General features: G+C 65.4%; 10 protein-coding genes. 4 read left to right on the top strand and 6 right to left on the bottom strand.

Annotation, left to right across the window (positions count from 1 at the left end):
• Positions 1-11 precede the first annotated feature (11 nt).
• On the top strand, positions 12-2,711 hold the full coding sequence (locus DESTE_RS08255; RefSeq protein ID WP_051384388.1) for a sigma 54-interacting transcriptional regulator: 2,700 nt from the start codon (positions 12-14) through the stop codon (positions 2,709-2,711).
• Between the two features lie 264 nt (positions 2,712-2,975).
• Here DESTE_RS08255 and DESTE_RS08250 read toward each other — a convergent pair whose 3' ends face one another.
• The 6 genes from DESTE_RS08250 to DESTE_RS08225 all read right to left on the bottom strand — a co-directional run bounded on the left by DESTE_RS08250 (position 2,976) and on the right by DESTE_RS08225 (position 8,278).
• Positions 2,976-3,371 (bottom strand): 4Fe-4S dicluster domain-containing protein, encoded by a 396-nt coding sequence (locus DESTE_RS08250; RefSeq protein ID WP_035066794.1) that lies wholly within the window; start codon positions 3,369-3,371, stop codon positions 2,976-2,978.
• Between the two features lie 16 nt (positions 3,372-3,387).
• The gene (locus DESTE_RS08245; protein WP_035066793.1) at positions 3,388-4,464 is read right to left on the bottom strand and encodes a hydrogenase large subunit; all 1,077 of its coding nucleotides are present in this window, start codon (positions 4,462-4,464) and stop codon (positions 3,388-3,390) included.
• A 12-nt stretch (positions 4,465-4,476) separates the two neighbouring features.
• Positions 4,477-4,869, bottom strand: a complete 393-nt coding sequence (locus tag DESTE_RS08240; protein ID WP_035066792.1) for an NADH-quinone oxidoreductase subunit C — start codon at positions 4,867-4,869, stop codon at positions 4,477-4,479.
• A gap of 125 nt (positions 4,870-4,994) precedes the next feature.
• Entirely contained in the window at positions 4,995-5,468 is a 474-nt protein-coding gene (locus DESTE_RS08235; protein ID WP_007524163.1) for an NADH-quinone oxidoreductase subunit B family protein, read from the bottom strand.
• Between the two features lie 15 nt (positions 5,469-5,483).
• Positions 5,484-6,332, bottom strand: coding sequence for a respiratory chain complex I subunit 1 family protein (locus DESTE_RS08230; RefSeq protein ID WP_035066791.1), 849 nt, complete (start codon positions 6,330-6,332; stop codon positions 5,484-5,486).
• Positions 6,332-8,278, bottom strand: coding sequence for an NADH-quinone oxidoreductase subunit 5 family protein (locus DESTE_RS08225; RefSeq protein ID WP_035066789.1), 1,947 nt, complete (start codon positions 8,276-8,278; stop codon positions 6,332-6,334). The genes DESTE_RS08230 and DESTE_RS08225 overlap by 1 nt, the downstream gene beginning before the upstream one ends.
• 800 nt (positions 8,279-9,078) lie before the next feature.
• On the opposite strand from DESTE_RS08225, the gene DESTE_RS08220 reads away from it, so the two are divergent.
• From DESTE_RS08220 to DESTE_RS08210, 3 genes are read left to right on the top strand one after another with little or no spacing between them, the layout of a single operon-like run.
• Positions 9,079-10,125, top strand: a complete 1,047-nt coding sequence (locus tag DESTE_RS08220) for a CerR family C-terminal domain-containing protein (RefSeq protein WP_035066787.1) — start codon at positions 9,079-9,081, stop codon at positions 10,123-10,125.
• Positions 10,122-11,417, top strand: coding sequence for an efflux RND transporter periplasmic adaptor subunit (locus tag DESTE_RS08215; RefSeq protein WP_035066785.1), 1,296 nt, complete (start codon positions 10,122-10,124; stop codon positions 11,415-11,417). Before DESTE_RS08220 ends, DESTE_RS08215 begins: the two co-directional genes overlap by 4 nt.
• Positions 11,414-14,530: an efflux RND transporter permease subunit gene (locus DESTE_RS08210; protein WP_035066784.1), complete on the top strand. Its 3,117-nt coding sequence runs from the start codon at positions 11,414-11,416 to the stop codon at positions 14,528-14,530. The genes DESTE_RS08215 and DESTE_RS08210 overlap by 4 nt, the downstream gene beginning before the upstream one ends.
• Positions 14,531-14,578: the final 48 nt, after the last annotated feature.

Here is a 14,578-nt window from a genome sequence, read left to right as displayed (position 1 = left end):
GAGTTTTGGCAATGCCGGATATGGGGCGCAGCGTCTTCGAAAAACTTTCGAATACCTTCAACTGGTTCAGGGACATGACCCTCAAGGGCAAGCTCATGCTGGCCCTGCTGCCCCCCGTGGTGCTTACCCTGGCGGTTACCGGCTATCTTACCCACCTGCTTTCCAACACATTCATCCAGACTGGGCTGGAGCGCATCGCGGCCGTCCAGACCCAGGCCATGGCCAGGCAGGTGGAGGACTTTCTGGGGCATTGCAGGCAGGACCTGCTCATCGCCGAACAGCAGGCGGGTGAAGACAGGCTGCTGCGGGGCTTTCTGGAACGCCGTCTGGCCATTTCCGGCACGAGATATTGCGAGCTTGCCAAGATCTCGCAAAAGGAAAGCGGCCACACCTTCTTCGTCATCAACGATGGCGAGATACTGACCCTGCCGGAGAACAGGCTGGACAAGATTCACCCCAATCCGTTCCTGTTCATCGAAAAGCTGCCCCCGCTGGAGCCCGGTGAGGTCTGGATTTCGCCGGTCATGGAGGTGGAATATCCCTTCCCCTCCGAAACCAATCCCAATCGCAAGGTGTCTTCACAGGTCATCCGCATGGCCACGCCGTACGTCACGCCCGGGGGCGAACGGGGGCATCTGCTGCTGGCCCTGGACGTGCGCCAGATCCGCGACATTCTTTCCCTGTACAGTTCGGCCCAGTCGCCGTTGCGGGGCGTGCAGCACAACGACGAGATACTGTACAGCTTCATGTTCGACACGGACGGCTGGGAACTGTTCCAGTCCGAGGACATCGACAAGCAGGATCCGCCGTTGGCCACGTATCTCGCCCGCGCGGGGTTCGAGGGGACACTGGGCAACCCGTACATTTCCTGTGCGTTTCGGCCAAGTTCGCTGCACAAGCCGTTCTGGCGGATGGTGCGCGAGGTAAGCGAGGGCCGGTCCGGCCTGGCAACCCTGACCAGCGCCGACTTCACGACGGATACGCCGCAGACGGGCCTTCCGCGTGATTGCATCCAGGCCTATGCCCCCGTGCGTTTCACCACCCACCCTGGTCAGGATCCTGTGGTGTACGCAGGCATCGCCACCATGGACCGCAGCCAGCTCACGCTGACCGCGGGGTACCGCCACATCGACATCATGCTGCTCATCACCCTGTGCACCATCGCCCTGATCACCGCGCTGGTTTATCTGGTGAGCCGGGTCATAGCGAAGCCCATCCTCAAGATGACGCATGCCGTCAGCACCGCCTGGGCCTCGCAGGAAATGACCCCGGTGGACATTCCGCATTCCGGGTACGAAACGGGCATGCTGCGGGATGCGGTGAACAAGATGATCGAGCGCATGCGCCACCAGTCCGAGCTTATCCGCTCGAAGGACGAGGCGCTGCGCGCGGTGAACATGCGGCGCAGGGCCGTCATCGACGACCAGTTGCAGGCGCAGATCACCGGGGCATTGCAGGGGGACCTGCCGGAATTCTGCGGCCTGGGGCCGAAAATGGAGCAGCTGAAGGGCGATGTGCTGAAGGCCGCGCGCGTGGACGTGGATGTGCTCATCGTGGGCGAGACCGGCACCGGCAAGCAGCTTACGGCAGAGGCCATTCACCGGCACAGCCGCCGCTCCGGCGGGCCGTTCATCTGCGTGGACTGTGGTGCGCTGGACGAGAACCTGCTGCTCGACACGCTGTTCGGCCACGTGAAGTGGGCCTTCACCGAGGCCAAGAGCGAGCGCAAGGGGGCCTTTCTCAACGCCAACTTCGGCACCCTTTTCCTGGACGAAATCCAGACGGCATCGCCCAAGGTGCAGCAGGCGCTGCTGCGCGCCGTGGCCATGCGCAAGATCAAGCCGTTGGGCAGCGATTCGGAAATCGACGTGGACGTGCGCATCATTGCCGCCACCAACGTGAGTCTGGAACAGCTCATCGAGCGCAAGACCTTCCGCGAGGACCTCTACTTCCGGCTCAAGGTCATTACCCTGTCCACCCCGCCCCTGCGCGAACACAAGGAAAGCATTCCGCTGCTGGCCGTGCGCTGCCTGGTGAACGCGGAAAACAAGGCCGGCAAGCAGGGGCTGGGATTCAGCAACGGCGCCATCGACAAGCTCATGGGGCACGACTGGCCGGGCAACGTGCGCGAGTTCATCAACCGCATCACCAACGCGGCGGTGATGGCGGAGAGCAACGTCATTCAGGCCGAGGACATCGTGCTTGAGGGAGATGCGGTGCGCCTGGCCCTTGCGGAGAAGGACGCGGACGTGGAAAAGGCCGATGCTGCCGGGGGGCTGCCGGGCGACCTGCCGAGCGATACGTCGGGCGATGTGCCGGGCGACCTGTCACCTGATCTGTCGCGTAATCCGTTGGATGGCGGACGACGCGAACGGGCAGACGGGGGTACAGGACATGCGCCGAACAGGATGGCGGATTCCGGTCAGGACGATGTGCATGGCATGGCGGGGTCGCATGGTGACGCGGGCGGGCCGGGAAGGCCCCTCCTGAACAAGCGCCAGCAACGGGCCTACGAGCGTGTCCTGGCACGCGGATCCATTACCCGCCAGGAGTATCAGGACTGCATTGGCGGGAAGCTGCCGGTGCGAACGGCCAACCACGACCTGCATGACATGGTGAGACGGCAGGTGCTCGACAAGGTGGGACAGGGGCCATCCACACGCTACGTTCTGGCGCATGGTGCCGGAAGCAGGGCTGGTGACACCGACTGATACGGCTCTGGTTCCGGGCTGCATCCCGAAGAGCGGAACACGCGCGATTTTCGCGGGTTCCTTCCCGGTTTTTCCCACACGTCAAAGCAGGAAGGGACGCGGGTTGGCCGCACCCCTTCCTGATCTCTCCATACTTCGGAACAGAGCGGGGCGTGGCTTTCGCCACGCCCCTTCTGTTCCGGGTCGTTTCTCCCCGCTTCCCGGTCAGCTCTCAAGGCAGCCGCACGACCGGCATTCGCCGTGCCGATCGTGCGGGGTATTCGTCTAGGCTTCGGGAGCGGCGCCCTCTGCGGGCTTTTCGGCGCTCTTGTCGGCCTTCTTGGACTTTCTGGGCGTGCCCTGCAGGCTCACCACGAACTTGCTGGGCGCGGGCTTGCGATGCTGGTTTTCCATCGACAGGCAGTGCGTGGGGCACGCATCGACGCACACCGAGCAGTACACGCAGGCAAAGGGGTCGCAGTCCCACTTGCCTTCCTTGGGATCCACGGTGATGCACTGCGAAGGGCACTTGATCTGGCAGCTCTTGCAGAAGATGCAGTCGTGGATGTTGTTTACCAGTTTGCCGCGGAAACCCTCGTACGCCGGCCGCGTTTCGAACGGGTAGAGCCGGGTGGAGTATTTCCCCATGATGTTCCGCAGCACGTTGCTGAGCATGTACATGGTCTGGTCTCCTTGCTTACCGCTCGGTGCAGCTGATGCACGGGTCGATGGTCAGGGCCGCGATGGGCACGTCGGCAAGCTGCGCGCCGGGCAGCATGGCCAGAAGCGGCGGGATGTTGGCGAAGGTGGGGGTGCGGATGCGCACCCGCTCCATGTTCTTCGAGCCGTTGCCCTTCAGGTAGTACAGCAACTCGCCGCGAGGCTGTTCGACGCGGCAGACCACCTCGCCGGTGGGCTTGCCGGGAACCTTGGCGGCCAGTTCCGTATCGGGCAGGCGCGAAATGGCCTGACGCACGATATCCATGGATTGCAGCGTTTCCATGAACCGGACCTTGGAACGGGCCCAGCTGTCGCCCTCGGGCGAGGTGACGGGCTCGAAGTCCAGTTCGTCGAAGGCCGCGTAGCCAAGCTGGCGGGCGTCCTGGGCAACGCCGCTGCCGCGCAGGGTGGGGCCGACCGCGCCGAGCTGCAGGGCCTGTTGGGCCGTCAGCACGCCCACGCCCACGGTGCGCTTCTTCACGGTGTAGTCGTCGAGCATGGTCTTCATCAGCTGGCGCAGTTCCTTTTCCAGCTTGTCCAGCTCGTCGAGGATCCAGCGCTGCTGGGTCTTGTCCAGGTCGCGGCGCACGCCGCCCACCACGTTGACCGAGATGACCACGCGGTTGCCCGCCGTGGCTTCATTGATGTCCATGACGCGTTCGCGGATCTTCCAGAACTGCATGAACAGGCTTTCGAAGCCGAAACCGTCTGCGAACAGGCCCAGCCACAGCAGGTGGCTGTGAATACGGTGCAGTTCCGACCAGATTACCCGCAGGTACTTGGCGCGGCTCGGCACTTCCACGTTCATCATGGTTTCAAGGCCCTGGCAGTAGCACATGGCGTGGATGCACGAACAGATGCCGCACACCCGCTCCACGATGTAGACCATCTGGTTGTAGTCACGAATGCTGGCGAGGGTTTCGAGGCCGCGATGCACGTAGCCCAGCGCGGGCACGGCTTCAACGACGGTCTCGTCCTCGACGACCAGTTTCAGGTGCAGGGGTTCCGGCAGAACCGGATGCTGCGGACCGAAAGGAATGATGGTGCGGGACATGAGACCTACCTCTTAATCCTTTTTCTGGATGGTGGAGATCTTGCAGAACGGCGCCGAGATGGTCGAGGTGATCTCGTCATCCAGGTACAGCGTACGGTTGAAATCCAGCACCAGACCGTCGAACTTCAGGTTGAAGTGGTCGCGCGATTCGTTTTCCACGAGCAGCGCGGCGAAGTAGACGGGCGAGATGCTGGGTACCGGCTGGTCCTTGGGGTGGGTCAGCCGGAAGTGGGTCATCTCGTTGTTCAGGTCGTAGTGGTAGAAGATATCCACATTGCCGTCGCCAAGGTCCACCACGGACATGGTGACCAGGCGGTAGCCCTGGTCGAACATGCTCCTGGCCTGCGCGACCACGGCATCCGCGGCGATGGGTGTTGCGTTCAGTATTTCGCTGTGCGTGGGCATTGCTGTCCTCGTTGCCCCGTGCCGGGGCTCGCCGGTCGTTCCGGCGCTTGAGGGTTCGCGCCCGTTCCATCCGCGAATGTGCGGCGAAGCGGCGCGGACGTCGGCGGGGCACCCCGCCGTGCGGCCTAGTCGATGACGGTCACCTTGGGCATTTCGCCAAGGCCAAGCTTGGCCTTCACCACATCAAGGGCGGTGACGACGCCGTCGATGATGGCGTCGGGCTTGGCCGGGCAGCCGGGTACGTACACGTCCACCGGGATGACCTGGTCGACGCCGCCCACCACGTTGTAGCACTCGCGGAACACCCCGCCCGAGGTGCCGCACGCCCCGATGGCGATGACGGCCTTGGGATCGGGCATCTGGTCGTAGATGTTCTTCAGCACCTTCTTGTTGCGGTGGTTCACCGTGCCGGTGACCAGCAGCACGTCGGCATGCTTGGGGTTGCCCACGTTGATGATGCCGAAACGCTCCACGTCAAAGACGGGGGTAAGGCAGGCCAGCACCTCGATATCGCAGCCGTTGCACGACCCGCAGTCGAAATGGACGACCCACGGGGACTTCAGACGGCCCTTGTTGATCCAGTTTTCAAGCAGACCCATTATCGCCTCCTCCCCTTAGCTGACGTAGAGCCAGAGCAGGTTGAACACCGACAGCACAAGACCCACGCCCAGTACGTTCTTGAGCATCCACGGCCAGGTCATGCGCGCGCAGATGTTGTCGATCAGGATTTCCGCCGCGTAGGTCACCACCAGCAGGGCGACCATGCCCACGATGCTGGTGTGCCAGAACAGCGAGCACAGGCCCAGGATGAGCACCACGTCGAACCAGTGGCCGATTTCCAGCAGCGCCAGGTGCGGGCCGGAGTATTCGGTCAGCACGCCGCGCACCAGTTCCTGGTGGGCGTGGTGGCAGGCCGAGATGTCGAAGGGCGACTTGCGCAGCTTGATGGTCAGCGCGTAGCCCAGCGCAATGAACAGGAAGGGCATGCTGAGCAGCAGCGGCTTGTCCATGGCGTACACGTCGGCGATCTTGAAGCTGCCGGTAGCCATGGAAATGCCCACGAACACCACGATGATCAGCGGCTCGTAGGCCAGCATCTGCAAGAGTTCGCGCTGGGCGCCCACCTGGGCGTAGGGAGAGGGCACGGAAAGCGCGCCCACCACCTGGAACACCGCGCCGATGGTCATGACGAAGAAGAGCAAGAGCAGGTCGCCCTGCATGAAGAACAGCAGCACGGCCAGGGCAGAGGACATCACGTAGATGTAGGCCGACATGACCTGCCACGAGTTGACCACCATGGGCGCTTTGCCCAGCAGCTTCAGCACGTCGTAGAAGGGCTGCAGGATGGGCGGGCCGAAGCGGGACTGCAGGCGGGCGGTGACGCGGCGGTCGACGCCGGCCAGAAGGCCCCCGACCACCGGGGTGAGGGCAAGCCCGATGAGAGCGGCGATGAACGTCAGCATTACAGCACCCCCCCGAGCATGACCGCAAGCAGTACGATGGCGATCACGTTGATGGACTTGGAGAGTTTGGATTCACCGAACAGGGCTTCCAGGTAGTAGTTGCCGGCGGCGGTTTCCACGAACCCGTTCATGGGGCCGTTGAAGCCGATCTTGCCGTCCACAACCTTCTGCGAACCGCCCATGTAGGGCAGGCTGGCCGCTTCGGGGCCAACCTTCTTCGCGGCGCGCAGTGCATACATGAAGCCCACGCCCAGCAGCAGGAACAGCGGGTACACCGCGAACACCCCGGCGTTGTTCTCGAACACGCCCATGGTGACGGTGTAGGCCGTGGCCTTGGCATACAGGGCTGTGGCCGGGGCCACCAGCATGCTGTAGACGAAGGGAGACAGCAGCGACAGGCCCACGGCGCCGACGGCCAGCAGCAGGAGCGGCAGGCGCACCGAGAAGGGCTGACGTTCGGCGGGCGGGTTTTCGCCCGGCATGGTGGAACCCAGCATCACGCCGGCCCAGCGGGCCCAGAACAGCACCGTCAGGGCGCTGCCGAGGGCCAGCATGATCACCAGCGGAGGCATGGCGGCGGTGGCGGTGGCGGCGGATTCAAGGGCCATCCACTTGGCCAGCAGCATGCCGAAGGGCGGCAGCATCATGGTCACGATGCCGATGACGGTGATCACCGCGGTGCGGGGCATCACCTTGAACAGGCCGCGCATGGCTTCGATGTCGCGCGAGCCGATCTTCTGCTCGATGGCGCCCACGCACAGGAACAAGAGGCCCTTGGAGATGGCGTGGAAGATGATCAGCATCACGGCGGCGGCGATGGCGGCCGAGGTGTTGATGCCCGCGCAGGCGATGATCAGGCCCAGGTTGGCGATGGTGGAGTAGGCCAGCACCTTCTTGCCGTTGCTCTGGCCAACGGCCAGGGCGGATGCGGCGATGAAGGTGAACGCGCCGAAGATGGCCACGGCGGCGGAAAGCATGGTGCCCTGATAGGCCGGGGCCATGCGGATGACCAGGTACACGCCCGCCTTGACCATGGTGGACGAGTGCAGCAGCGCGGAGACCGGGGTGGGAGCCACCATGGCGCCGCACAGCCAGCTCTGGAAGGGCACCTGCGCGGCCTTGGTGAAGCCCGCGAAGCACAGGAAGGCCATGGGCAGCAGCAGCGCCGCGGTCTTCATGCCGGGCGCGGTCGACTTGGCCAGGATGTCCTGCACCGAAAGGGTGCCCATGCTCTTCTGCAGGAACATGAGCGCCGCCACGAAGGCGACGCCGCCCGCCATGTTCATCCACAGGGCGCGGGTGGCGTTGGTCTTGGCCTCGTCGGTGCCGTCATGCCCGATGAGCATGAACGAGCACAGGGTGGTCACTTCCCAGAAGAAGTACATCCACGACAGGTTGTTGGCCAGCACCAGGCCGTTCATGGCGCCCAGGAAGAGCAGCATGAAAAAGAAGAACCGCGGCTGGCGGCTCTTGGCGAGGTGCAGGTGCTCCTCGTGTTCCTTCATGTAGCCAAGGCCGTAAAAACAGATCAGGCCCCCCACGATGGAGATGATCAGCACCATGGTCAGCGACAGGCTGTCGGCATAGAAGCCGGTAATCTGCGCGCCGTGGTCCGCCAGGAAGAAGTCCAGGTAGGCCAGACCCAGCACCTGCAGGACCGTCAGGCCCATGATAAGCAGGTTGCCCATGCGCAGCGCGATGATGAAGATGAACGCGAGCAGGGCGAAATCAAGAACGGTGATCAGGCCGTTGAGGCTGATGCCAAGAATGGCTTGGGGCGAGTAGGAGAACGAGCCCGCGCTCGCCAGTCCCACCGCCGCCGCGGCGGTTATCGCCACCGATACCGGGACGATGATGTTGCGCGCGGCGTCGCCCCTGACGAAATAGACCGCCAGGGCAGCTAAGAGTGGAAACACGACGCTTCCAAAGACAAGGGTGTCCAGCATACGCACCTCGTAACAAAGGACAAAGGAGAGCTGCGACACCTCCGGGTGAGTGTCGCCGCTCACGGATTGCATGCCCCTACAGGCATGGGCCCTTGGATTCCCGCAGGGATTCTATGTCCCGCCAATACGGAAACGTCAAGGGAATTGTAAAATACTACAGGTGGTTGGTCACACAGTCTAATTGGCAGGTAGGAATTAGCGCAAGTCTCATATATGAGTATTGCTTTTATTTGCGCAAGCATGGAGCAATACCCAGGGCACGGAAAGGCACCGCGAGGGGCGCCACGCGGCAGTGGGCGCGACGTTGGGCCATTATCCTCCGCCTTGCCGGATGTCGCCCGGCAAGGTCGGACAGGAAAGCCTGGCGGCGGTGCGGAGGGATTGGGGGGGGGCGCTGCGGTGTTTCGGGACCCGGACCCACTGCGGAACCATCGCAGGGTGTGGCGGCGAACGCGGCAGCGCATCCGTTGACACGGGCGGCGCGCAGGGCGCGGAGGGGCGTTGCCCGTGCACAGCGCGCCATGAACGCGCCCGACGGAGCATGTGGCGAACGGGCACAAGCGGCAAGATGGTGGAACAGGAATGGGGGGCAGCCTCGATGCGCTTTTATTACAATGTGTTGACAGGGTATTGACTTTCTTAAACACTCGTTTAAGTAGGCCGAACGCCCTCCGGAAAAGACCGGGGATGTCCGGCCCGCATTGATGGGCCGTGCATGGCCTTGTGGCATCCGCCTTGCGGATGGGGGCCGCCCTTCCTTTTTGCCGTGGCCGTTTGTGGCCGCGCCGCCCGGATGCCTCATGCACGACGCCCTGTCTGCCCGCCAGCCCGCTGCACCTCCCGAACGCGAAACGCGCACGACCGCGCGGGGCGTGATCACGCCGGAGCATGCGCCAGAGCATGCGCCAGAGCGTGTGCCGGAGCGTGTGCCAGAGCATGCGCCGGACGGGGGGCAGGATCAGGCGTCGGCACAGGCGCCGGCATCCTCCCCTCTCCAGAACGAGCCAGCCAATGCGGTTCCCGCCGTCGCCCCGCCTGCTGCCGGTGGCCCGAACAGCCAGAGTCCGGACAGCCGGGCGCGCATCATGGCCGCAGCGGGCGAAACCTTTGCGGAACTGGGCTTCCACCGCGCCTCGCTGCGCGAGATATGCCGCCGCGCGGGCGTCAACGTGGCCCTGGTGAAGTACCATTTCGGCGACAAGCAGGGCCTGTACCGCGCGGTGCTGCTGCAACCCTTTCCGGAACCGCCGTTGCCCCCGTCCGGCATGCCGCACCGCGTGCCCGGCGAAGTGGCCTGCGGCCCGTCCGGCGCCGCCACGCCGGAAGCCCGGCTGCGCGCCTTCATCCATTCGCAGTTGCACCGCACGCGCGGCGCGCGCCGTCCGGAATGGTACAACCGTCTGCTCATCCGCGAGATGACCGACCCCACCGGGGTCATCGGCGACATCGTGGGCAAGGTCATCGGCACGCGGGCGGGCTATCTGGCCGAAACGGTGCGCGAACTGCTGGACGAGCCGGACCGCACCCGCGCCGTGGCCCTGTGCGCGCTGAGCGTGGTGGGGCAGAGCCTGTACCACCACTTCGCGCGGAACATCATTCCACTGCTGTACCCCGAAATTTCGTACGATGCCGCCAGCCTCGACGAGCTGGAGGAACACATCACCGCCTTTTCCCTGGCGGGCATCGCGGCCCTGCGCGAGCGTCTGCATGCCGTACCCCCCGCATCACCCGATTGCCCCGATTGCCCCGATTGCCCTGACTACCCCGACTCCCCGGACAGCACCGACGGCGCAACGTCGAGCGCCGCATCCCCCTCCACTCCCAGCCGCCAACGGAACCCCGCATGAACATCGACGCCCAATTCCGGCCCCAGCTTGGGGCCTGTCCCGCTGTCCCTTCTTCCGTTGCGCCTGCCCGGCGCGCTGCGGCGCTTCTGCCCTTGCTGGCTGTCCCGCTGTTGCTCTTGGTCCTGCTGGCTGGCTGTTCCGGCGGGGACGACGCCGCCAAGGCCAAGTCCCAGAAGCGTCCCGTCCCGGTGGCCACGGCCCTGGCCGAAAAGCTCGACCTGCCCGTGGTGGTGCGCACCGTGGGCAACGTGGAGCCCTACGCCACGGTGTCCGTGAAGTCGCGCGTGGACGGCCAGATAGTGGGGGTGCACTTCAAGGAAGGGCAGGACGTGCGCAAGGGCGACCTGCTGTTCACCCTGGACCGCCGCGCGCTGGAGGCGGCGCTGAACGAGGCCCAGGCCAGGCTGCAGCGCGACCGCGTGCTGCTGGTCAAGGCCGACGAGGACGTGCGCCGCTTCGAAAAGCTGGTGGCCGACGGCTACGTCAGCCGCGACCAGTACGAGCAGTACCGTTCCACCGCCGATTCGCTGCGCGCCACCGTGCGCGCCGACGAGGCCGCGGTGGAAACGGCAATGGTGCAGCTTTCGTACACCACCATCACCGCGCCCATGTCGGGCCGCGCCGGGCAAGTCAGGGTGGACCTGGGCAACATGGTGCGTGCCGGGGCAGACACGGTGCTGGTGGTCATCGACCAGATAGAGCCCATCTACGTGGGGTTTGCCCTGCCGGAAATGCATCTGGCCGTCGCGCGCAGGCAGATGGCGGCGGGCGGCGTGCCCGTGGAGGCCCGCGTGCCCGGCCCCACGGAAGGCGGCAAGGGCGAGAGCGCGAAGGGTGACGGCGGTTCCGCGCGGGGCACGGTGACCTTCGTGGACAATGCGGTGAACACCGCCACCGGCACCATCCGCATGCGCGGCACCTTTGCCAACGAGGCGCGGGCACTGTGGCCCGGCCAGTTCGTGGACGTGTACGCGGAACTGGGCGCCTTGCCGGGCGTGGTGGTGGTGCCCTCGCAGGCGGTGCAGACCGGCAGCCAGGGGCTGTTCGCCTATGTGGTGGGGCAGGACAACGCCGTGCAGTTGCGCAAGGTGCGTACCGGGATGACCAACGCGGGCAGGATCGTCGTCGAGGACGGCGTGGCCGCGGGCGAGCGGGTGGTGGTGGACGGCCACCTGCGCCTGACCCCCGGCGCGGTGGTGGAGGAAAGGGCCTCCGCCGGTGCGGCGCCCGCCGACAAGCCCGGCGAACCCGACAAGGGCAAGGGCGCGGCCCCGGCGGAGGCGCGCCAGTGAACATCGCGGCGTTCTTCATCCGCAGGCCGGTGACCACCTGTCTGGTCATGCTGGCCCTGTTCCTGTTCGGGGTGGTGGGCTACCGCAACCTGCCGGTAAGCGACCTGCCCAACGTGGACTTTCCCACCATCCAGGTGACGGCCGAGCTTTCCGGGGCCGACCCGGAAACCATGGCCAGCGCCGTGGCCACCCCGCTGGAGCGGCAGTTCGCCACCATCGCGGGCATCGACTCCATGACCTCGTCGAGCACGCTGGGGCGCACCCGCATCACCATCCAGTTCGCCCTCGACCGCGACATCGACGCGGCGGCGCTGGACGTGCAGTCGGCCATCTCGCAGGCGGCGCGCCGCCTGCCCGACGACATGACCACGCCGCCCTACTTCCGCAAGGTGAACCCCGCCGACCAGCCCATCCTGTACATTGCGCTCACCTCGCCCACCCTGCCCCTGTCGCAGGTGAACGAATACGCGGACACCATGCTGGCCCAGCGCATCTCCATGGTGGCGGGGGTGGCCCAGGTGCAGGTGTATGGCCAGCAGAAGTACGCGGTGCGCGCCCAGGTGGACCCGCGTGCCCTGGCCACGCGGGGCATCGGCCTGGACGAGGTGGCCTCGGCCATCGCCAATTCCAACGTCAACCTGCCCACCGGCACCCTGCAGGGCGACCACACCACCCGCAACATCCAGGCCAGCGGGCAGTTGTTCGACGCCGCGTCGTACAGGCCCATGGTGGTCACCTGGCGCGACGGTTCACCCGTGCGCCTTGGCGAGGTGGGCCGGGTCATCGACAGCGTGGAGCAGGACAAGCAGTTCACCTGGTTCAACGACACGCGCGGGCTGGTGCTGGCCGTGCAGCGCCAGCCGGGCACCAACACCGTGGCCGTGGTCAACGCGGTGAAGGATCTGCTGCCCGCCTTCGAGCGCCAGTTGCCCGCCTCGGTGCAGCTGAACGTGATGTACGACCGCTCGCAGACCATCCGCGAATCGGTGGACGACGTGAAGTTCACCCTGGTGCTCACCGTGGTGCTGGTGGTGCTGGTGATCTTCCTGTTCCTGCGCAGCCTGTCGGCCACGGTCATTCCCAGCCTGGCCCTGCCCATGTCGGTGGTGGGCACCTTTGCCCTGATGTACGTGTTCGGGCACAGCCTGGACAACCTGTCGCTGATGGCGCTGACGCTGGCCGTGGGCTTCGTGGTGGACGACGCCATCGTCATGCTCGAGAACATCGTGCGCCACAAGGAAATGGGCAAGCCGGTCATGCAGGCCGCCCTGGACGGCTCGAAGGAGATCGGCTTCACCATCATCTCCATGACCATCTCGCTGGCGGCGGTGTTCATTCCCGTGCTGTTCATGGGCGGGGTGGTGGGGCGGCTGTTTCGCGAATTCTCGGTGGTCATCATGGTGGCCATCGGTCTTTCGGGCGTGGTTTCGCTGTCGCTCACGCCCATGCTGTGCAGCCGCTTCCTGAAGCCGCACGGCGCGGAACGTCATGGCCGCGTGTACAACGCGCTGGAGGCGTTCTTCGACGGGCTGCTGCACATCTACGAGCGCAGCCTGCGCTTCACCACGCGCCACCATTTCATGACCTTTCTGGTGTCCCTGTGCGTGCTGGGGCTGACGGTGTGGCTGTTCGTGATCATGCCCAAGGGGTTTCTGCCCAGCGGCGACACCGGCCAGCTTGCCGGCTTCACCGAGGCGGACCAGTCCATCTCGTCCGACGCCATGGTGCGCAACCAGACCGCCCTGCACGCCGTGCTGGCGGCGGATCCGGCCATCGCTTCGTTCACCTCCATCGTGGGGCCGGGCGGGCCGAACCTTGGCGGCAACGCCGGGCGGCTGGTGATCATGCTGAAGGACCGCCACCAGCGCAAGGAAACGCCGGAACAGGTCATCCAGCGGCTGCGGCCGAAACTGAACACCCTGCCCGGCATCCAGGCCTTCGTGTCCAACCCGCCGTCCATCAACATCGGCGGGCGCACCACCAAGAGCCTGTATCAGTACACCATTCTGGGGCCGGATACGGAAGAACTGTACCGGGTGGCCCCGCTGCTTGAAGAACGGATGCGCACCCTGCCGGGCCTGCAGGACGTGACCAGCGACCTGCAACTGAAGAACCCCGAAGTGCGCGTGACCATCCACCGCGACAAGGCGGCGGCCCTTGGCGTGTCGGCCCAGCGTATCGAAGAGGCATTGCAGTCGGGCTTCAGTTCGCGGCAGGTGTCCACCATCTACGCGCCCACCAACGACTACGCGGTGCTGCTGGAACTCTTGCCCGAATACCAGCGTGATGCCTCCGTGCTGCCGCTGCTGTACGTGCGGGCCAACTCCGGCATGCTGGTGCCGCTGGACACCCTGGCCAGCCTCAGCGAAGGGGTGGGGCCGCTTTCGGTGAACCATTCCGGCCAGTTGCCCTCGGTCACCGTGTCCTTCAACCTGCGGCCCGGCGTGGCCCTGGGCGACGGGGTGGCGCAGGTCGAGCAGGTGGCGGCGCCACTGCTGCCCGCCGACGTGGTGGGCTCGTTCCAGGGCACGGCACAGGCCTTCCAGAATTCGCTGCAAGGCATGGCCGTGCTGCTGGCCCTGGCGGTGTTCGTGATCTACATCGTGCTGGGCATCCTGTACGAAAGCTTCATCCACCCGCTGACCATCCTTTCGGGCCTGCCCTCGGCGGGCATGGGCGCGCTGCTCACGCTGATGTTCTTCGGGTACGACCTGAACCTGTACGCCTTCGTGGGCATCATCATGCTGATCGGCATCGTGAAGAAGAACGCCATCATGATGATCGACTTCGCCATCGAGTCCGAGCGCGTGGAGGGCCGCGCCCCGGCGGACGCCATCTTCCACGGCTGCCTCGTGCGCTTCCGGCCCATCATGATGACCACCATGGCCGCGCTGATGGGCGCGCTGCCCATCGCCGTGGGCTTCGGCGCGGGTGCGGAAGAACGCAGGCCGCTGGGCCTTGCCGTGGTGGGCGGCCTGATGGTGTCGCAGATGCTGACCCTGTACATCACCCCGGTGTACTACATGTACCTGGACAAGCTGAGCCGCTGGCTGCAACGCAAGATGGGCCGCGCGCTGGGCAACGAACGGGCCGTGCCGCAGGAACAGGCTTAGGGGCGGCGGGTCGCGCCACGGCCGCTGCGGGCAACGAACGCAGCCCTG

Origin of the sequence: Nitratidesulfovibrio termitidis HI1 (assembly GCF_000504305.1) — a bacterium.
GTDB lineage: Bacteria > Desulfobacterota > Desulfovibrionia > Desulfovibrionales > Desulfovibrionaceae > Cupidesulfovibrio > Cupidesulfovibrio termitidis.
This window is presented reverse-complemented; position numbering and strand designations above follow the sequence as displayed.